Source organism: Desulfoplanes sp. (genome assembly GCF_054921335.1).
This window is the reverse complement of the sequence record NZ_JBUDSQ010000037.1, coordinates 1-21,120: the sequence shown is the minus strand read 5'-3', so window position 1 is coordinate 21,120 and position 21,120 is coordinate 1. Positions and strand designations below refer to the sequence as shown.

Below are 21,120 nucleotides of genomic sequence, written 5' to 3'. Positions count from 1 at the left end.
GTGCACACTGTTTGTAATCTATTAAATTTCGTAACTCTTTTACATTCAAAAAAATTTATATAAAGGAGACCACCCATGCATTTCAGCAAATATTATGTTCCCACACTCAAGGAAGATCCGGCCGAGGCCGAGGTTATCAGCCACAAATTGCTCTTGCGGGCCGGCATGATCCGCAAACTGACCTCGGGGATGTACACCTATCTGCCTTTGGGGCTTCGGGCGTTGAACAAGGTGGGCAGGATTGTTCGCGAAGAGATGGACAAGGCCGGGGCATTGGAAATCCGCATGCCCATGGTGCAGCCTGCCGACCTCTGGCAGGAATCCGGACGGTGGGATTTCTACGGCAAGGAACTTCTGCGTATCAAGGACCGGCATGGTCGTGATTATTGCCTGGGCCCCACGCACGAGGAAGTGGTCACGGATCTGATCCGCGGCGAGGTCCGGTCCTACAAGCAGCTGCCCCTCAACCTCTATCAGGTCCAGACCAAGTTTAGGGACGAGATCCGGCCCCGGTTCGGGCTCATGCGTGGCCGGGAATTCGTCATGAAGGACGGATACTCCTTTGACGTGGACGAAGACGGGGCCAACGAAAGTTATAAAAAAATGTACGATGCCTATGTGGCCATCTTTTCGCGCATCGGATTGGAATTTAGGCCGGTGGAGGCGGATACCGGGGCCATCGGAGGGAGCTATTCCCATGAGTTCATGGTTCTGGCCGAGACCGGGGAAGACACCATTGCCGTATGTTCGGGCTGTGACTATGCGGCCAATCTGGAAAAGGCCGAAGTCACCTGCGCTGCCGGGGGCGTTTGTTCCGCCTGCGGTGAGGAGATCGTCGAGAAGGCCACTCCGGGCAAGCATACCGTGGAAGAGGTGGCTGAATTTCTTGGCGTCGAGCCGCAGCGGATTTTGAAAACCCTGCTTTTTGATGTTGACGGGGAATCCGTTGCCGTGCTCGTGCGCGGTGATCACGAGGTCAACGATTGCAAATTAAAGGCCCTGGTCGGCGGTGACGTTTGCGAGATGGCCACGCCCGAACAGGTCGGGGCATGGACCGGCGCGCCTGTCGGATTTGCCGGACCTGTCGGCCTGAACGTGGGGAAGATTTACGCGGACTTCGAGATCCAGGCGGCTACGGACTGGGTTGCCGGGGCGAACAAGGCGGATACCCACGTCATGCACGTGGACATCTCTCGGGACGTCAAGCTGACAGGTTACGCCGATCTGCGCCAGATCACCGATCAGGACGTCTGTCCCAGATGCGGAGCCCCCATAACCATGCCCCGGGGCATCGAGGCCGGACACGTGTTCAAACTGGGCACTAAGTACAGCGAAGCCATGAACGCATGTTTTTTAGACGAGAACGGCAAGGAAAAAACCATGATCATGGGCTGCTACGGCATCGGCGTCAGCCGGGTGGTTGCCGCGGCCATCGAGCAGAACCATGACGACAACGGGATGATGTTCCCACCGTCCATCGCTCCTTTTGAAGTCTCCTTGCTCGCCCTGACCGGGGCCAAGGACGATGAACTCAAGGAAAAAGCCGTTGAACTGCACGATATTCTGGAAGGCATGGGGATCGAGGTTCTGCTGGACGATCGCAAGGAGCGTCCGGGGGTGAAGTTCAAGGACGCTGATCTCATGGGCGCACCCATGCAGATCGTTCTGGGCAAGAAGGGGCTCAAAAACGGGGTCATCGAGGCCAAGAACCGCAAGACCGGGGAAAAGATCGAACTCTCCCTGGATGGATTTGCCGGAGCGTTTAACTCTTGGCGCAAGGACGTGTATGCGTCTTGGGGGCTGTAAGTATCTGTGCTAACCCATCGATGACACTGCTACCATGCACACGACACCCCGGCATCAGGCCGTGTTTCTTCCTGGGAACGCCGAGCGTCTGCTCGGCTTTTCGGGCAATGCCTAGGGGGATATCGTCATAGTGTTTGTATATACCATCTGCTCCTGGTTTTTGCCGGTTCGTCGACGCATTGCCGAGCAGACGCTCGGCGTTCCCAGGGGGGTATACATGTTTTATGTGGTCATCTTTGTGATAAACACGGCATGACGCACCCGTAGCCCCAAAAACCAGAACGCCCGGATCTCTGCCCTGTTCAGTGTCCGGGCGGTTTCGCATCCCCAAACCTCCAAGCGTGCAAGGAGATGCCGTGGCGCGGATTTTTACCGTTACCGAAATCACCGAAGCGGTTGCCAATACCCTTCAGGCGGAATTCCCTTTTGTCTGGGTCCGCGGGCAGGTGACCAACGTCGCCCGGCCCGGGTCCGGGCATATCTATTTTTCCCTCAAGGACCACAACGCCTCACTGGCCGTTGTCTGGTTCAAGTCCAACCAGCTGTGCATGGCCGGGTCCGGTGGGGAGCGGGTCGATCCCCTGACGGGGGAGGTCCTTTCGGGCCGGGGATTCGTCCTTGAAGAGGGCATGGAAATCCTGGTTGCCGGGCGTATGAATGTCTACGCCCCCAGGGGAACCTATCAGCTCGTGGCCGAATTGGTCCAAGAACAGGGGGTGGGTGATCTCTATCTGGCCTTTGGGGCGCTCAAACAAAAGCTGGCTGGACAGGGATACTTCGACCCCGGACGGAAACGGTCTCTTCCAACCCATCCCCGTCGTGTGGCCGTTGTCACCGCCCCCCATGGGGCGGCCATTCGGGATTTTTTAAAGATTGCCCAAAGCCGCGGGTTGGGTGGGCAGATCCGTATCTACCCATCCCTGGTGCAGGGGGACGGGGCCCCGGAATCCATAATACGTGCCATGGACCGGGCCTTTATCGACGGGTGGGCCGATACCCTCGTGCTTATTCGGGGCGGTGGTTCCATCGAAGATCTGTGGGGGTTCAATGCCGAGTCCGTGGCAAGGGCTATTTTTTCCAGTCCCATTCCCGTGGTCAGCGGGGTGGGGCACGAGGTGGACACGACCATTGCCGATCTGGTGGCCGATGTGCGTGCGGCAACGCCGACGCATGCGGCCCAGGTGATCTGGCAGGAACGGGAATCCATGGTGCAAGCTGTGGATGAGGCCGGAACCCGACTTGTCCGGGCCATTGAACAACTAATGGCCGGGAATGGGGCGCGGCTCTCCCATGCGGAACAAGGTCTCGACTGGCTCAGTCCCCAGGCACGGATCGACCGGCTCATGGAGCGGCTGAACAATGCGGCCCACTCCCTCGGCCGGGCGGGCGTGCAGTGGATCTCCTGTAAGACCGACCGGCTTGACCGAGGGGCGACACGCCTGGGCACTACCCTTGGGCCGGGCTTCTGGAGAATGCACGAAAATTCTCTGGTCGCCTCAGTGGATAGGCTTGCAGACCGGGGCCACGGATTTGTCGAGCGCAAGATTGCGCAGACAGAGGTTTTACAGACCGGATTGGTGGCCCTGGATCCCCATGCACCCCTTGAACGGGGATACAGTCTGGTCAAAAAGCAGGACGGAACCTTTTTGCGTGACGGGGCTGAAGTCTCTCCGGAAGAACGTATCGAGATTCTGCCCGCGCGGGGCAGGGTCATGGCCCGGGTGGTCGATCCGGGATCCGATCCGGAGATATGAATGGCCTGTTGGTCCCGCAGTGGGCGAGTCATGATTTCCGGGCCTTCTTCCCTTGATGTTTGCCTTGAATTGGCCCACAAAGGATAGTTTGCGGTCGCGCGAAACGACATTACGAGGTAGGATTGATGCGTTTACAAATGGTTGCTCTACTGCTGTTGCCAATATTTTTGGGGTATGCCGCATCCGGAACCTTTGCCGCGGATACACAGGACAGTGTCCGTCTGACGGCCCCTTCTTCTGTGTTCAGAGGCCAGGGGTTTCTCTGCCGGTTCAATCCCCTCCCGGGCGGTTCCGATTACCGAATAGAGTGGTTGGGCAAGACCCTGGATCTTGCCGTGGGCCCGGGTGACGATGTAACCGAGGTGTTGCTCGGCGTGGGGGTGGAGCGCAAAGCCGGTCCGAAACTTCTGCGTCTGACGTATATGCGCAATGGCCAGAAGCGAACCGTGCAGCGGGCCGTGGATGTGGAGGACAAGGAATATCCGGTCCAGCGGCTGACCCTGCCCAAGAAGATGGTCAATCTGTCCCAAAAGGATCTTTCGAGATATTACAAGGAAAAGGAAGTGGTCACCGGGGTTCTGGACCACCGCAGCCAGGGCAGGTTCTGGTCCCTCCCCCTGACCCGTCCGGTGCCGGGCGCGGTGTCTTCGGCCTTTGGTTTGCGCCGGTTTATCAACGACCAGCCCCGGTCGCCCCACCGGGGGGTCGATTTCCGCGGGGGGATGGGGGTACCTGTCAAGGCTTGTGCCGATGGGGTTGTGGATCTGGTGGCCGATCACTATTTTTCCGGCCGGTCCGTGTATGTCGACCACGGTCAGGGGGTCATGAGCATGTACTTCCATCTGTCTGGGACCAATGTGGAGCAAGGCCGGGTGGTCACCAAGGGCGAGGTCATCGGTAGGATGGGCAAGACGGGCCGGGCCACGGGGCCGCATCTGCATTTTGGTTTCTATCTTCTCGGTGAACCCGTGGATCCCATGCCGCTGTTCGGGGAATAGGTTCGGTTGTGCGTTGTAGGTTTGGGGTGGTTGGGAAAGGATCATGGACCGTTGGGGTATCGAGTGACCGATAGCTCCGTGGGCCTAGTGAGCATCCGTTATCCCTGGTTGACCACCGTATTGTAATCAGGATCGGGTCATGGAAAAGAGTCAGGATTCTTTTGAGAAAAAATTGACGGCGTTGCAGGCCATCGTGGCCAAGCTGGAAACCGGTGACCCCGCCTTGGAGAAAGGGGTGGACCTCTTCAAGCAGGGGGTTGCACTGGCCCGGGAATGTCGCACGGAGCTTGAGCGGGCCAAAAAGGAGGTACTGGTCCTTTCCGAAGGTATGTGGAAGGATTTCAAAGACCAGGGGGAAGATGATGGCAGCGATCCCCGGGATTAAACACGAGCTTGCACGGCGTGGACGGCGGGTAGAGACGTTTCTTGCGGCCTGTCTGGATGGTCCTGCAATCCCTGCCGGTCTGACCGAGGTCATGGAATACAGTTTGCTCGCCGGAGGTAAGCGACTCCGGCCGGTTCTGTGTCTGACTACTGCCGCTCTCGTGGGAGAGGCCTTTGATAATGTTCTCCCCTTTGCCGCAGGGATCGAATGCATCCATACCTATTCCCTGATCCATGACGATTTGCCGGCCATGGACGACGATGATCTCAGAAGGGGCAAACCTTCGAGCCACAAACGTTTTGGCGAGGCCATGGCCATCCTGGCCGGTGATGGTCTGCACTGCGAGGCCTTTTATTTGATGCTCCAGAGCAAGGTCGCTACGGATCGGCTCGTTCCCGCCATGCGGGGCATGGCCCATGCGGCCGGAAGCCGGGGCATGGTCGGCGGCCAGGTTTTGGACATGGAGTATACCGGGCGATGTGATCTCGGTGTGGACACTCTGCGGGCCATGCACGCCATGAAAACAGGGGCCCTGATCCGTGCGTCCTGTGAATGCGGGATTGTTCTTGGCGGCGGATCGACCGCTGAGCAAGAACAGGTCCGTCGGTTCGGGGAGCATCTGGGGTTGGCCTTTCAGGTTGTGGATGATGTCCTTGATGTGATCGGCAACGAACAGGATCTGGGCAAACCCGTGGGCAGCGATCAGGGGGCCGACAAAAATACCTATCCCCGTATACTGGGTATAGAAGCGAGTATGGAACTTGCTCGCACGCAGGTTGGAAAGGCATGCAGCGTGCTGGATCCTTTCCAGGGGCCGCATAGGGATTTTCTTGTCGGCCTGGCCGAGTATGTCCTGGCCAGAATATGCTAAAGAGTATTAACCATCCACGTGAGAAAGAAATTGGCATGAAGACTACCAACCAACCGAACGTTTCTCTGTCCAAAGGGCTCGCTTCACTTGGGTCACCCGAAGATATCCAGTACCTGGGGTATGAAGATTTGACATCTCTGGCCACCGAATTGCGTGACCGCATCATCCATACGGTCTCCTCCACAGGGGGCCATCTCGCGCCGTCCCTGGGGGTTGTCGAACTCAGCCTGGCCCTGCTCAAATCATTCAATGCCGGACGGGATAGACTGATCTGGGATGTGGGACACCAGGCCTATGCCCATAAATTGCTGACCGGACGGCTGGACCGTTTCCATACCCTGCGGCAGCACGGGGGGATCAGTGGATTCCCGAGACGGGATGAGAGCCCGTACGACTATTTCGGGGTCGGCCATTCGAGTACGTCCATATCCGCCGGGCTGGGCATGGCCGTGGCCAGGGATCTGGACCGCTTGCGCCATCATGTGGTCTCGATCATCGGTGATGGTTCCATGACCGCGGGGTTGGCCTATGAGGGGCTCAACCAGGCGGGAGGACTGGACAAGAATTTCATCGTTGTCTTAAACGATAATGAAATGTCCATCTCCAAGAATGTGGGAGCGCTTTCCTCCTTCATGAGCAAGCGGTTCGCTTCACGGTGGGTCATGCGATTGAAGAAAGAGACCGAGGCCTGGATCAACCAGATCCCCAAGATCGGGACGGATCTCGTGGGGTATCTCAAGCGGGGAGAGGATTCCTTCAAGGGATTCTTCACTCCGGGCATGCTCTTCGAGGCCTTTGACTTTACCTATGTTGGGCCTATCGATGGGCACGACATCCGTGAGCTGGTTTCGGTTTTCGACCGGGTCAAGCAGCTCGAAGGGCCCATTCTGGTCCACGTGTTGACCAAGAAGGGCAAGGGGTACGAGCCTGCGGAAAAGAATCCCACCTATTTTCACGGGGTCGGCTGTTTCGAACCGGAAACCGGTGAGGCCAAGAAATTCGCGGCCTGCTCCCTACCATCATATACTGAAATTTTCGGCAAGACCCTGTGTGGGTTGGCTGAAAAGGACGACAAGATCGTGGCCATTACTGCCGCCATGCCCGAAGGGACCGGGCTGAATCGTTTTGCCGAGCAGTTTCCGGACAGATTTTTCGATGTGGGCATCTGCGAACAGCATGCGGTCACCTTTGCCGCCGGTCTGGCCGCCCAGGGATACAAACCGGTGGTGGCCATTTATTCGACCTTTTTGCAGCGGGCCTATGATCAGGTGGTCCACGATGTTTGTCTCCAGAATCTGAATGTGACCCTGTGTCTCGACCGGGGAGGACTGGTCGGCGAGGACGGGGCCACCCACCACGGGGCTTTCGATTTTTCGTTTCTCCGCCATGTGCCAAATATTGCCGTAATGGCCCCCAAGGACGAGGGGGAATTGGCGGCCCTCATGCAAACGGCCATTGCCCATCCAGGACCCGTGGCTCTGCGTTATCCTCGTGGAGTGGGCATCGGCTCGGTGCCGGACACCAATCCCTCCCCAATCTCTTTGGGCCGGGGGGAGCTGATCAAGGATGGGAAAACATGCTGCGTCATCGCCGTCGGGAGCAGGGTGCATCCGGCCCGCGAGGCAATCAGGGAGATCGAAGAGGAGCGGGATTGTTCTCTGGCCCTGTATAATCTCCGTTTTGTCAAACCGCTGCCTGAAAGGGATCTGTTGGAATTGGCGGGCCGGTTTCCATCATTTGTTCTGGTCGAGGAGGGGGCTCTTGCCGGCGGCATGAGCTCCGCTGTGCTGGAATGTTGGACGGACAACGGAGTGCTTTCCGGCCAAAAGATCAAACGCCTCGGTATTCCTGATCGATTCGTGGAGCACGGGACCCAGAAGGAGTTGCGCCGGATCGTGGGCATCGGCAAACAGGGGATCAAGGATGCCTGTTTGAAAATGATCGGGTAGGGGCACGGCGCGCCGTGTCACTACGGGGGAATGCGTTGTAGGGATTGGTTGTGGATTGCGTAACCGAATGCGGTAATCGGTAGGCATAAGCAGGAGGAGGAAACCATGGGCATGATTCTCACCACCTGGAAAGGCTTTCACTGGACGCTGAAAACTTTTGTTATCCTGACCACCCTGTTTGTCCTGTATACCGTTTTGGGATTTTTGGCCCTGCCGCCTATCGCCAAGTCAGTGTTGACTGATAAGCTGGGCCAAGCATTGTCCCGGCGGGTGGTCATCGATACGATACGCTTCAACCCCTTGACCCTGCAGGCGCAGGTTCAAGGGGTTGCTGTTTATGGAGCCGACAACAGCACCGTGGACCTTTCCCTGGATGGTCTGGATGTGGATGTGCAGTCTTCGTCGGTCGTCCGCGGTGCGCTGGTACTCAAACGGGTTTTCATTAGGACCCCCGTAGTGTCCATCCATGTTCTGGATGCATCGGGACAGACAAATTTGACGGATATGTTTGTCAGTGGTGGAAAAGAGGGGCCTAAACCCGCGGAACAATCGGATGGGACCCGGCTTTTTCCTGTGATCATTGAAGATTTTGCCTGCACGAACGGTACCCTGCGTGTGCAGGATGATCCCAGGGACGTGACCCATGTGATCGATAGGATCGGATTGGCCGTCCCCTATTTTTCCACCCACCAGAAAGATCTGGGTACCAAAATTCTTCCCCGCCTTGCCTTCCGCCTCAACAAGACCCCGTTTGAGATCCAAGGGTCGTCTATCCCCTTCTCATCCCCCAGACGCACGGAATTCGATCTGACCGAGGCCGGCCTCGACCTGACCCCTTTCCGGAAGTACGTCCCCCTGGGGCCCCATCTGACCCTTGTTTCCGGGCGGGTGACCTCCAATGCCTCCCTGGTTGTCGAGGAGTCGGATACGGGCGATCATCCCCTGAACCTGTTTCTCGCCGGACGGTTCCAGCTAGATGACGCCATGGTGGACCATCGGCAGGATGGAACCGTTCTGGCCTGCAAAAAAATGGTGGCCGAGCTGGAGCGTTTCAGTCTTGTGCGTCGGGAAATCGCGTTTTCGAGTATCCGGATCAAAGCTCCTTTTGGGTCGATCATCCGTGAGGACGGGGACGCGATCAATTGGAACAGGTATATCCGTGGAATGAGCGGTGACACGGCAGCCCGGGGGAATGGTTCCAATGCAACGGCCGCCCCCCCCATGCTGGTCACGGCCGCATCCATCCTGGTGGAAAACGGCCGGGTGGAATGCAGGGACACGGTTGTGGATCAAGGATTTGAAACGGCTATTTCCCCCTTGAATATCGAGATCAAGAACCTTGATACCAGGGCCGGGGCCGTTTCCAACGTGCGGGTGGATATGGGCACGAGTCATGGAGAGACCCTGGCCCTCAAGGCAGACGTAGTGCTGACCCCGTTTGGGTGTAACGGTACATGCCGGCTGACCAACGCGACCATACCCACGTACACCCCGTACTATGCCGCGTATCTGCCTCTGGAGTTGTACCAGGGCGGTCTCGGGGCCGTTTCCGGATTTGAGATCGCAACCGGCAATGCAACGGATGTGCGTCTGAACGATCTGGCTCTCAGCCTTACCGGAATGAAGCTGCGCAAGCCCGGTGACCAGAAGCCATGTATCGGACTCGACACCCTCGCCCTTGGTCAGGGAAATATCGATATGACCGCGCGCCGCATCGCATTCGCCAATGCTACCCTGGAGGCCCCGTTCGTGTCGGTGGAGCGCGACAAGAAGGGGAATATCGATCTGGTCTCCCTGTTTTCCGACACGGGCAAGGACGGAACACCGGTGGCCGATGGTCCGAATAGTTCTGTTGGGCAGTCCAAACCCTGGATGGTTGGGATTGATCATGTCAGGTGCGTGGATGGACAGGCCGGTTTCACCGACTATGCGGCCAGGCAGAGAGCAGTGAACAGGATCGGTGGCCTGGATATCGATCTTGACAACGTGGGTTCTGATCTTGCGCGGGCTGTGGATTTTAGCCTTACCGCTGTGGTTAACGACAGCGGTAAGATCCGGGCCAGGGGGAAGATGATTCCCGAGACCCGGCTCACCACGGGGCGACTGGATGTTGCCGGACTCGGGCTGACCCCTTTGAATCCTTACCTTCCCGATCCGTTGGGGATCGATGTTGCCGCTGGCTTTCTGGATATTTCCGGGAACTGGGACCTTACAGCGCAAAAGGAGATTGCCGGCAGGGTCTCTGGCGATGTCCGCATAGCCGATTTTCTACTCAATGAACCCGGGAACAAGAAGAAGCTTGCCGGGTTTACCTCCCTTGCTCTGGAAGGGATCGACCTGGGGCTTGATCCTCGGGTTTTGAAGATGGACGGTATTGTTTTGACCGGTCCCGACATGGTCCTGGCCAAGGACGAGCAGGGGGTGCTCAATCTGGCCCGGGCCCTGGGTGCCGGCGGCGACAAGGAAGAGAATGCCTCTTCCGCCGGTGCAACCGCAAAATCGCCCGCCACTGCGCCCAACAATGCAACCGGAACAGACACGGAAAAGCATCCCTATTTTTTCAGGGATATCGACATCGGCAGGGTCCAGATTGTTCAGGGTAATGTGGGCTTTTACGACCATTCCCTGTCGCCGGATTTTTCCGCCGATCTTGGCAGGATCCATCTCGATCTTCGCCGGGTGTCCTTGGATCCTTCCAAACGGGCCGAACTGAACCTGAACGCCACCCTGAACGACCATGCCCCTATTTCACTGGCCGGGGACATCAGCCCGTTGCGCCGTCCTGTTGCTTCGAGTCTGGTCTTTAATCTCTCTCACTTGGACATGACCAGCCTGACTCCCTACACTCTCAGGTCGCTTGCCTATCCCGTCCTGCACGGGAAGCTGAACTGGAACGGGAAATTCCGTACCGAGGAGTATGTTCTCGATGCCACCAATACGTTTTTTATCCAGCAGTTCGAACTGGGGGACAAGGTGGAATCGCCCGATGCCGTGAGTGTACCCATCAAGCTCGGTCTGGCCCTGCTCCAGGACGGTGACGGGGATCTTACCCTGGACGTTCCCGTGCAGGGGCGGCTGGATGATCCCAATTTCCGTCTGGGCGGGGTGATTTTCAAGGCGATTGTCGGCATCTTTTCCAAGATAGCCACAGCCCCGTTCGCCCTGATCGGGTCCATGTTCGGTGGCGGCCCTGACCTGAGTCATCTGGCCTATGCGCCCGGCCAGGCCCTGATCGAACCCGAGAGCGGAAAAAAGCTGGACACCGTGGTCACGGCTTTGACCAAGCGGCCCGGCCTTCGGGTCTTTGTTGCCGGTCTGGTCGACCCGGTAAAGGACCGTTCAGCCCTTGAAAACAAGGCCTTCATGCGCATGCTCAAGGTGCAGAAGTACGACGCCGACAAGGACGTGGTCCCCGGCGTGGAAGCGGTCACTATCGCTCCCGACGAATACGCCACCTGGCTGTTTGAGGCCTACAAGGCCACGCCGGGCGAAAAGCCCCGCAAATTCGGTAAGGTGGTCCGGCCGAGTCCCGAGGAGATGGAGGGGGTGGTCCGTCAGGAGATCTCGGTCAAAGAAGATGATCTGCTTGATCTGGCCAACCGCCGTGCACGGGGGGTGCAACAGTACCTCCTGGAAAAAGGGAACATCGCAGCAGATCGGGTCTTTGTCACTTCTTCGAAAACGGCCCAGGGCGAAGACGAGCAATCCGGCATGCGGGTGGAGTTGTCCCTGGGGAAGTGAGGGGATCAATCCACCCTGAGCCCCGGCCCCTTGGGATAGGAGCCTTTGGGAAAGAAGATGCGTGTGGGATGGTCCGGAGACTGGAAGAAGTGTTCGATGGCTTGGCCCCTGCGGCCGTTGTCCATGGCTGCACCGGCGACCACTTTCGGGGAGACGTGTGTGACAGGGACGGACGGGGGGCCAGAACCCGGTCTTGGCGAATCTTGTGATTTGACGCGGGCAAGGGGCAGAGGTAGATCTGGATTTCGAAGGAACATGTCCGGAATACCGAGATGACCCTTGGTTTGGACGGCAACCCAGCGGAGGCGGGATGAATATTTGGATATTGACCCTGTGCGGGTTCATTGTCGGAGGGCTGATTGCCTATGCCCTGTACAAGAATATAGATGGGAATTGGTAGGGACGGCGGATTTACGGGGTAGGGTTTACGGGTATAGGTCGTATATGGTTGTTGGCCATGGGGTGGGTGTGGTTGCGTGGAGAATGCACCGGCCCGAAGGGGCGACGGGTTCCGGCGGACCATGCCATCTACCAGGTACCCCTGATGGAGCGACAAGGATTGTGGCGGTATCTGGATCTGGATATACCCCCAAAGGGGGGGTACGGAACACGGATGCCCCTGTACATGCAGAAGAGTGAACCTGGTGTTCGAGATATGAGGAGACAACGTGGCGACGAGTGAAGAGAGCAAGAAATTCAAGTTCATGTGTGATGAGATAGAGGGATATCTTTTTGATATCAGGCGGGCCATGGATATTTACGAAGGATTGGTCCGCCGGGAGAGTCCGGAATCCGCGGTCGGTGTGCGGGAACAGTTCGATGCAATGACTGGACGGATCGAGGGACTGCGTGAAAAGGGCAGGGCGATGGAGCTTCCCGACGGGCTGGAGCCGCTCAAGGAGTCGGTGGCGTTGTGTAAGGACGCCCTTAAGCGGGTCAAGGTCGGGGTGAACCAGTTTTCCCAGACGGAAATTCATGTAGAGTCCCTTTGAGAGTGGATAACCGTCTCTGAGCAGCTTGTCTGAAAACCAACGGCACCAAAACAGCGCGGCCCCCAAGGTATCGGGGGCCGCGCTGTTTTGGTGCCGTTCAAATCTCTTCGTCTATTCCGCGCAACCCTGGCTTGAAGGTCTTGGGCAGAGTGATGGTCACGGATGTGGCGTCGGTTTCCTGTTTCAGGGAAATATATCCCCCAATGTTTTTCACCATTCGATAGGTCGCAGCCATGGTGTTGTCCTGCTCCCGTTCAAAAGGAACCAGACTCAGCCCGGGGGGGGGGAGTTCTGGAATATTCGGGGCGATGAGCAATTCGATGCATACGTGCCGGCTGGTCTCATAAGATGCAAAACGGATACGCCCGTCGTGGGCCTGTGGAACGATCTGGGTGAAAAGGCTGACAAAGGTTTGCCGGATGGTGCTCTCATCGGACATGATTGTCGTGATGGGCTCGGCGACATGCATTGTATGGGTGACATGATATTTTTCAAAGAGCTCTTTGAGCATGCCGATGGAAAAACCCAACAGGTCGTTGATCCGGCACGGGGCGGGAGAAAAGGGCAGGGGACGGATGTACTCGTCGACGTTGGCGAGCAATTCTTCGAGTTTCTTGGCCTCGCTCAGGACGATCCCTGCTTCTTTGATTTCGGGGTGTTTGTTATGCAATAGACGCGCAAACCCACCCAGTGACATGAGGGGATTGCGGAATTGATGGGCGATCTCCGAGGACATCGTGCCCAAAAGATTCAGTTTTTCCCGTTGGACCAGGACCTCTTCGAGGAAATGGTGTTCCGTGACGTCCATGATGACCCCTTCGATACGGTGGGCCGTGGCCGGCTCGTCCGGACGGGAGAGGACTATGGAGCGGGCCTGGAGGTGGACGAAGTATCCCCGCTTGTGCCTGAACCTGAACTCAAGAGAAAAGGGGGCGCTCGATTGACGGAAACAGGTCTTAAAGGAGCGGATGGTCTCCTTGCGGTCTTCCTTGGGAACCTGTCTGAAAAATAGCCCCTTGTTTTCCATGAGCTCTGAATCTTTGAACCCAAGCAGGGTTTGGCAGGTTTGGTTGATGAAATCGATGGAAAAATCCTTGCGCAGGGCAAAAATAATGATCGGCAGATTCTGTATCAGTTGGCTATAGCGTTCTTCCGCGCGTTTGACTTTTTCCTTGAGGTCCTTTTTCTCCAGACAGTTGAGTATTGTCGCCTTGAGCATGGCCATGCTCAAGATCGGTTTGGTCACGTAATCCCATGCCCCTGCCTTGAAGGCGGATATGGCATCCCTTATGTCGTTTCTTCCGGAAACGATGACTACGGGAGTATCCTGGTCCTGTTGTCTGATGGTTTGTAGGACGGCCAGCCCACTCATCCCCGGCATGGTCAGATCCAGGAGAACCAGGTCGGGGTGTTCACGGCCAAAGATCGCTATTCCTTCCTGGCCGTCGGAGGCCATGAGAGGAGTAAATCCGTTATCCTCGAGCCACTCCACGAGGGTCTCCCTGATGATGTCGTCATCCTCTATGGTCAATATGCTATATGCCATGGCATTATCCGATTATACGCCGTTTGGTCGGCTCAGTCAGCGCATGGAAGGATGATATAGAAATTGTTCCCCATCCGGGTCGGTTCATAGCCAACCTCTCCCCCGTGCAACTCCACGATTTGTTTTGCAAAAAAAAGACCGTGCCCTGATCCCGGTTCGTTCTGCGTGGCTTTGCAACGGAAATTGGATTCAAAGAGGAGGCCGCGTTCCTCGTTGGGGATATGTGGACCTGTGGAAAAGACATTGGGCTTGATGGCGTCTTTTCCCGGACCGAAATAATCGGGGAGTTTTTCCCATCCGTAGGAAACGAATTTGTAGGTTTTTCCTTTGGGCCCATTGATTTCTCGGGTGTATTTAGCGGCATTGGAAAAAAGGTTGGCAAAGACCTGACTCAAGAGCCCGATATCGGCGACGAGGATCGTGTCCTCATCGGGGATGCCACCAAGCTGGGTGTCCACGGTGATATTTTTTTGTTCAAACCTGGGACGAAAATGTTCGAGTTGGGGGTCGATGATCTTTTTTTTGAAATTGCAGGCCTGTTTGAGCAGGACATAGCGCCCTTTTTCAAAATGGCTCCGCCTGAGCAGGGTTTCCAAAAATAGGCTCGATCTCGTGTAATGATTGTACATGTCATGGTAGTGGTCCGTGAGTTCACGGATACTTTGCTCCAGACCTACCAGCGGGTCACCATCGCCGTCATCCTCTGTGCATTTGTCCGCCCCGAGTTCTGTTGTCAGATCCTGCAGTCTTTTCTTTAGCTGATCCAAGTGGTCCTTGAGTCGGTTGAACAGGAGTTTGAAGTACATATTGGGCACAATGACATTGTGCCCAATATCCTGGACCAGGCTCTTGATGAATTGCAGGTGTTCCTGGTTGGTGAGGTTGAGAATTTTGTTGTGCGTCTGGAATCCAACCCGGTTGGCGTACTTTCCGAAAAAAAACCGTTCGTGCTCTGTAAGAGAGCGGGACGTGACAAGCTCTAGAATGCCGATGACATCCTGGTTCCTGGGCAAAAACGGGAGCTGGGATGTGAGCATGTGTTTGCATTTGATGGGGACGATGTAACGGTTACCCTCTTGCCATGGCCTACCGGGAAAGGGTTCGGGTTCCTGCCATGTTTCTGGGACGCATTGGTCACCGATGGTCGAACTCTTGATGGCGAAGCTGTCCTGTTCGTTGAGAATATAGAGGGATGCATCGATCCCGAAGATGGCTTTTGGAGTACATACAGAGAGAGTGTATAGGTCTTCCAATATGTTGAATTCTTGAGCGAGGTCGAAAAAGATGGCCAGGGCATGGATCTGTTCGCGGCTGAAATGGTAATTTTTGTAGTCGGCAATTTTTTCCCGAATACGTCTGAAGACCATATCCTGGCGTTTTTTTTCTTGTGGATCGTTTATCTCTTTACAGAACGAAAGGCTTTGCATACGCATACCCCTTTGCCCGTGAGGGTGGTTGATGCTCTTGTGGTTATCCGAGATCAGGCCATGTTACAATCCTTTTCGGGCACATTTTAGAGATGGCCTTGATGCCTACGCGATTGTTCCGGCATCCAGGCCCCACCCGTCCTATTTTCCTCCACCATTCCACAGGCCTTTGGCCCCTGATCAATATGGAACCTCTATCTCCCATACTGCCTGACGCGTGTACCCCGGTACGGGCCAATGGCAAGAAAATCTACCTTGTCGGAACCGCCCATGTCTCCAAAGAGAGCGTGGAAGACGTCAGGGCGAGTATCAACGAGATCCGACCGGACACCGTGTGCGTCGAACTCTGCGAGGCCAGGCACAAGGCCATGGCCAACCAGGACAACTGGCGCCGTATGGATATCTTCAAAGTGATCAGGGAAAAGAAGACCCTGTTCGTCCTCGCCCAGCTGATGCTTGCCTCATTTTACCGGAAGATCGGTGAGAAACTTGGGGTCCAGCCCGGTGCGGAGATGATGGAGGGGATCACGCAGGCACGGTTGTCGGGCGCGCAACTGGTTTGTGCGGATCGCAATGTGGAGGTCACCCTCAAACGTGTTTGGGGGTATCTTGGTTTTTTTAGCAAGATGAAGATGTTCTTCCAGCTTTTTGGAGGGATTTTTGTCAGCGAGGAAATCGATGAAAAGACCATCGAGGAGATCAAGCAGCAGGATCAGATGGAGGGGATGATGGCCTCTCTGGCCTCATCGTTTCCCCAGATCAAACAGCGGCTCATCGATGAGCGCGACATTTATCTGGCCCAAAAGATCCGCAATGCCCCCGGGGGGACCGTTCTTGCCGTGGTCGGGGCCGGACACATCCCCGGCATTCTCGAGCATATCCAGGAAGAAGAGGATCTGGCTCCCCTGGAGGAGCTTCCCCCAAAGGGACACACCGGGACAATCATCAAGTGGGCTATCCCGTTGCTGGTCCTGTTTCTCCTGACCCTCGGCTTTTTCAAGGGCGGAGCAGAACATTCCATGCAGTCCGTATATATCTGGTTCTTGGTCAATGGAGTATTGTCGGCCGCAGGAACGGCCCTGGCCCTGGCCAACCCTTTGACCATTCTGGCCACTTTTCTAGCCGCTCCCCTGACGAGCATGAATCCCATGATCGCCGCCGGTTGGGTGGCGGGTTTGGTCCAGGCATGGGTCAAGCGACCGACTGTTGCCGATCTCGAAGACATCCCCCGGGCCATCGGTTCAATACAGGGATTCTGGAAGAATCCGGTATGCCGGATCCTTTTGGTGGTCGTCTTGGCCAACCTTGGCAGCTCGCTGGGTACTTTCATTGCGGGGAGCTGGATCACGGCAAGGATTTTTTGATCCCGGCCCAAAAAACGCTTGACCGCTCAGCCCGTTTTCTATAAACAGCCATTTCTTCAGACGGTGGATGTAGCTCAGTTGGTAGAGCTCCTGGTTGTGGCCCAGGTGGCCGCGTGTTCAAGTCACGTCATCCACCCCAAGAACAAGAGACCTGTACTTACAAGTGCAGGTCTCTTTTTATTTGTGGATCCGACGCCCGATTTTCCAGGCCTGGAAAATCGGGCGTCGGACCGGTTTATTTTATAAATGACTTTTCATGGATTTTGGAGTATACAATTGACCTTTGCACACGCTTTCAAGACCCCTGATCCCAACACCGATCCCAACAAAACCAAGGCAGTTCCCATGGACCAACTCGTCATCGAAGGCGGCTATCCCCTGTTCGGAGAGGTAACCGTCAGTGGGGCCAAAAACGCGGCCTTGCCCATTCTTGTCGCCTCCACACTCTGTGAGAGCGATGTCCACCTCTCCAAGGTTCCCGCGTTGCGTGACATCACCACGACCACCCAACTCCTTTCACTCCTTGGGTGTAGGGCCGATCAGGAGGGGGACCGTGTCCTTGTCCATGCCGGTGATCTCGTCCCCGAGGCCCCCTATGATCTGGTCCGGACCATGCGTGCGTCCGTGCTCTGCCTGGGCCCCCTGCTCAGTAGGTTGGGACAGGCCAAGGTGGCTCTGCCCGGAGGGTGTGCCATTGGAGCACGGCCCGTGGATCTCCATTTGCGGGCCCTGGAGAAGATGGGGGCCCGGTTCGAACTCGAAGGCGGAGATATCACCGGATATTGCAATAGGCTCCACGGGGCACATATTCATTTTGATTTTCCAACCGTGGGGGGAACGGAAAATCTGCTCATGGCCGCAACGCTGGCTTCGGGCGAGACGGTGCTCGAGAATGCGGCCCGTGAGCCGGAAATTGTCGACCTGGCCCATTTTCTGATTGCCTGTGGCGCGAAAATCGAGGGCCATGGTACCAGCGTCATCAGGATCCAGGGGGTGGAGCGGCTCGAAGGGTGTTCCTACGAAATCATGTCCGACCGTATCGAGGCCGGAACCTATATGATCGCAGCCGGGGTCACCGGGGGAGAGCTCTCGCTTGCAGCGTGTCCCTTTGCCGAACTCGAACCCGTTGTGGCCAAGCTGCGGGAAATGGGGATGCGTATCGAAGAGGTTGGTGACCGGGTCGTGGCCAAAGGGAACCGCGACTTGCACTGTGTGGACCTGGAGACCATGCCCCATCCCGGGTTCCCCACGGACATGCAGGCCCAGGTCATGGCCCTTATGTGCCTTGCCAAGGGGTCGGGGATGATCAAGGAGAATATCTTTGAAAATAGATATATGCATGTCCTGGAATTGGTCCGACTGGGTGCGGATATAAAGCTCTCGGGGAAAAACGCCCTCATTCGAGGTGTGGACCGACTCACCGGGGCGCCCGTCATGGCCTCGGACCTGCGGGCCAGTGCATCCCTCGTCCTTGCCGGGCTCGCAGCAAAAGGAACGACCACGGTACGGAGGATCTACCATCTTGACCGGGGATACGAGACCATGGATACCAAGCTCGCCAGGGTTGGTGCCCATATCACACGTGAACAACAGGGGTAGTCGACAACATTTCCCGTTGTGGGAATGCTGCAATAGTCGTCAATCGGTACCATCACAATCATGGAGGAGAAGAAGAGATGAAAAGGATTGCCATTGTCTTGCTCGCCGGGCTTATGCTCTGCTGTCTGGCCGGAAACGGTCTGGCCCAGAAGCTCGTGGTCGCCTGTGACACCGCGTTCATGCCGTTCGAGTACAAGGATACCAAGACCGGAAAATATGTGGGTTTTGATATCGATCTCTGGGATGCCGTGGCCAAGGATATCGGCCTGGATTATGAGCTCCAGCCCATGGCCTTCAACGGGATCGTTCCCGCCCTGCAGACCGGAAACGTGGATGTGGGTATCGCCGGTATGACCATCAAGTCCCAGCGCATGGAAGTCATCGACTTCGCCTATCCGTACTACCAGTCCGGCCTCCGTCTTTTGGTCCGAAGCGACAACAAGGATATCAAGAGCGTGGAAGACCTGAAGGACAAGGTTGTCGCCACCAAGATCGGCACCAGCAGCGTGGATTTCGTCAAACCCTACACCAACAAGTCCATCCGTAAGTTCCAGGATCAGGACGCCGCCTTCATGGAACTCCGCAGCGGTGGTGCAGACGCGGTCATCTTCGACAAGCCCGTTGTTGAATACTATGCCAAGGATGCCGGCAAGGGTGCAGTCAAGGTTGTCGGCCCTGTCTATGCCGGTCAGTACTACGGGATCGGTTTTCCCCAGGGTTCCCCCCTGCGTAAAAAAGTTTCCATCTCCATTCTCAAGCTGATGGAATCGGGTGAGTACGCCAAGATCTACAAGAAGTGGTTCGGCGTCGATCCTATGTAATGGTTTGAAATGGTGGGTCGGTGATGGTGGGGCAGGGGCGTTTTTGGGTTCTGGTTTTTGGTTGCTTGACAGTTTTGTGAAGATCTTTTTCGCAGTGCGTACCTGAGATCTCGGAACCTTTGCGTCTTCGCCTCTCTCAAGAGCTTACCAGCTCAACAGCTTTATCTTTCATCGCCGACTTGCCATTGTTCCGTTTGTCCATGGTGTACAACGCCAAGCAGTTGCAAGGATCGTTATGGGTAATTTTCAATTCAAGTTCGATGCAGTCTGGGAGGCCATCCCCATTCTTCTTCAAGGGGCGGAGTTGACCGTCATCATCGCCCTGGTGGGATTGTTCATCGGGTTCATTCTTGGGGCGGGGGCCGGGCTGTGTAGAATATCGCGGAGTTGGTTCCTGCAGAAGGTGGCTGGTGCGTATATCGAGACCATCCGGGGAACACCGCTCATCGTTCAGGTCATGTTTCTCTATTTCGGGCTTCCTCTGGCCCTAGGGATGCGCATCCCTCCCCTGACCGCGGGTATCGTGGCCATTGCTGTGAACGCCGGGGCCTATATCGCGGAAATCGTCCGCGGTGCGGTCCAGTCCATCAGTATGGGGCAATACGAGGCCGGGCGTTCCATCGGACTGACCCGCGGGCAGACCATGGCATTCGTCATCTGGCCCCAGGCCTTCAAGCGGATGATTCCGCCCTTGGGCAACCAGTTTATCATCAGCCTCAAGGACACCTCATTGCTCGTGGTCATCGGTGTCGGTGAACTGACCCGCAGCGGACAGGAGATCATTGCCACCAACTTCAGATCCTTCGAGGTCTGGCTGACCGTGGCGGTCATGTATCTCGTTCTGACATTGAGTATCTCCAAGATTCTTTCCATTGTGGAGAACAAACTCGTCTTTTCTCGGCGATAGCGGGTCCAAGGTTTCTGGGCAGGAAGCGGTGTGGTCTACCCCCGGTATGGGGTATGGGGGCCAATGCAACGAGGCCGCTTGTCACAGTGATGGGCGGGCAACCAACGTAGGATTCTTATGGTACGGATTGAAAATCTCATCAAACGGTTTGGCGAGCTGGAAGTGCTCCACGGCGTGGATCTCCATGTCCAGTCCGGGGAGGTCGTGGTCATCATCGGCCCGAGCGGTTCCGGCAAGAGCACCCTGCTCCGGTGTGTGAACCGTCTCGAGGACATTACCGGTGGCCGGGTCACCGTGGACGGAAACGACCTCACGGACAAGAGCACGGACATGAACCTGGTCCGGGCTGAGGCCGGGATGGTCTTCCAGCAGTTCAACCTGTTCCCGCACATGACCGTGCTCAAGAACGTGACCTTGGGGCCGTTCAAGGTCCGCAAATTGGGTCGTGACGAGGCCAGGATTCTAGGGAGCAAGCTTCTGGAGAAGGTCGGGCTGGGCGACAAGGCCGATGTCTATCCGGATCAGTTGAGCGGCGGCCAGAAACAGCGCGTGGCCATTGCCCGTTCCCTGGCCATGAATCCCAAGCTGATCCTGTTCGACGAACCCACCAGCGCCCTGGATCCGGAGCTCGTGGGCGAGGTGCTCGACGTCATGAAGGACCTGGCCAAGGAAGGTATGACCATGCTCGTGGTCACCCATGAGATGAACTTCGCCAAGGATGTGGCCGACCGGGTCATCTTCATGGACGACGGCCGTGTGGTCGAAGAAAACGACCCCGAACAATTTTTCGCCAACCCCCAGAACGAACGGACACGGGAGTTTTTGGGGAAGGTTGAGGATCATTAGAAAGAAGGGAGACAGGGAGACCGGAGACGGGAGGCCGGAGTGCCGAGGTCAAACACTGTAGGGGTAGTGTTGTTATAGATGGTTATGCGTGGATGCTTGTCCCGCCTCCCGCCT

General features: G+C 56.6%; 15 protein-coding genes and 1 tRNA gene. 14 read left to right on the top strand and 2 right to left on the bottom strand.

Going from position 1 to position 21,120, the window contains the following annotated elements:
* Positions 1–75 precede the first annotated feature (75 nt).
* From ACY692_RS09245 to ACY692_RS09210, 8 genes are all read left to right on the top strand, one after another.
* Positions 76–1,806: a proline--tRNA ligase gene (locus ACY692_RS09245; RefSeq protein WP_462325070.1), complete on the top strand. Its 1,731-nt coding sequence runs from the start codon at positions 76–78 to the stop codon at positions 1,804–1,806.
* A 356-nt stretch (positions 1,807–2,162) separates the two neighbouring features.
* The gene (gene xseA, locus ACY692_RS09240) at positions 2,163–3,560 is read left to right on the top strand and encodes an exodeoxyribonuclease VII large subunit (RefSeq protein ID WP_462325069.1); all 1,398 of its coding nucleotides are present in this window, start codon (positions 2,163–2,165) and stop codon (positions 3,558–3,560) included.
* A gap of 125 nt (positions 3,561–3,685) precedes the next feature.
* Positions 3,686–4,558, top strand: a complete 873-nt coding sequence (locus ACY692_RS09235; protein ID WP_462325075.1) for a M23 family metallopeptidase — start codon at positions 3,686–3,688, stop codon at positions 4,556–4,558.
* 139 nt (positions 4,559–4,697) lie between these two features.
* Entirely contained in the window at positions 4,698–4,943 is a 246-nt protein-coding gene (gene xseB / locus ACY692_RS09230; protein WP_462325068.1) for an exodeoxyribonuclease VII small subunit, read from the top strand.
* Entirely contained in the window at positions 4,921–5,814 is an 894-nt protein-coding gene (locus ACY692_RS09225) for a polyprenyl synthetase family protein (protein WP_462325067.1), read from the top strand. The genes xseB and ACY692_RS09225 overlap by 23 nt, the downstream gene beginning before the upstream one ends.
* A 35-nt stretch (positions 5,815–5,849) precedes the next feature.
* Positions 5,850–7,763 carry a 1-deoxy-D-xylulose-5-phosphate synthase gene (dxs, locus tag ACY692_RS09220; protein ID WP_462325066.1) on the top strand — a complete coding sequence of 638 codons (1,914 nt, stop codon included), beginning with the start codon at positions 5,850–5,852 and terminating at the stop codon, positions 7,761–7,763.
* Between the two features lie 105 nt (positions 7,764–7,868).
* On the top strand, positions 7,869–11,504 hold the full coding sequence (locus ACY692_RS09215; protein ID WP_462325065.1) for a DUF748 domain-containing protein: 3,636 nt from the start codon (positions 7,869–7,871) through the stop codon (positions 11,502–11,504).
* A 668-nt stretch (positions 11,505–12,172) separates the two neighbouring features.
* Complete coding sequence (locus tag ACY692_RS09210) at positions 12,173–12,496, top strand: hypothetical protein (protein WP_462325064.1); 324 nt, start codon at positions 12,173–12,175, stop codon at positions 12,494–12,496.
* A gap of 97 nt (positions 12,497–12,593) precedes the next feature.
* On the opposite strand, the gene ACY692_RS09205 is transcribed toward ACY692_RS09210, so the two are convergent.
* Together ACY692_RS09205 and ACY692_RS09200 are read right to left on the bottom strand one after the other, a co-directional pair.
* The gene (locus ACY692_RS09205) at positions 12,594–14,042 is read right to left on the bottom strand and encodes a response regulator (protein WP_462325063.1); all 1,449 of its coding nucleotides are present in this window, start codon (positions 14,040–14,042) and stop codon (positions 12,594–12,596) included.
* Positions 14,043–14,074: 32 nt separating this feature from the next.
* A complete protein-coding gene (locus ACY692_RS09200; protein WP_462325062.1) occupies positions 14,075–15,475 on the bottom strand; it encodes a sensor histidine kinase in 1,401 nt (466 codons plus the stop codon).
* 179 nt (positions 15,476–15,654) lie between these two features.
* Between ACY692_RS09200 and ACY692_RS09195 the strand changes: the two genes are divergently transcribed.
* The 6 genes from ACY692_RS09195 to ACY692_RS09170 all read left to right on the top strand — a co-directional run bounded on the left by ACY692_RS09195 (position 15,655) and on the right by ACY692_RS09170 (position 21,006).
* On the top strand, positions 15,655–16,833 hold the full coding sequence (locus tag ACY692_RS09195; RefSeq protein ID WP_462325061.1) for a TraB/GumN family protein: 1,179 nt from the start codon (positions 15,655–15,657) through the stop codon (positions 16,831–16,833).
* A 63-nt stretch (positions 16,834–16,896) separates the two neighbouring features.
* A tRNA-His gene (locus ACY692_RS09190) sits at positions 16,897–16,972 on the top strand.
* A gap of 206 nt (positions 16,973–17,178) precedes the next feature.
* Entirely contained in the window at positions 17,179–18,432 is a 1,254-nt protein-coding gene (gene murA, locus ACY692_RS09185) for a UDP-N-acetylglucosamine 1-carboxyvinyltransferase (protein WP_462325074.1), read from the top strand.
* 77 nt (positions 18,433–18,509) lie between these two features.
* Positions 18,510–19,253: a glutamine ABC transporter substrate-binding protein GlnH gene (gene glnH, locus ACY692_RS09180; RefSeq protein WP_462325060.1), complete on the top strand. Its 744-nt coding sequence runs from the start codon at positions 18,510–18,512 to the stop codon at positions 19,251–19,253.
* A 235-nt stretch (positions 19,254–19,488) separates the two neighbouring features.
* Positions 19,489–20,160, top strand: coding sequence for an ABC transporter permease subunit (locus ACY692_RS09175; RefSeq protein ID WP_462325059.1), 672 nt, complete (start codon positions 19,489–19,491; stop codon positions 20,158–20,160).
* A gap of 117 nt (positions 20,161–20,277) precedes the next feature.
* On the top strand, positions 20,278–21,006 hold the full coding sequence (locus tag ACY692_RS09170) for an amino acid ABC transporter ATP-binding protein (protein ID WP_462325058.1): 729 nt from the start codon (positions 20,278–20,280) through the stop codon (positions 21,004–21,006).
* Positions 21,007–21,120: the final 114 nt, after the last annotated feature.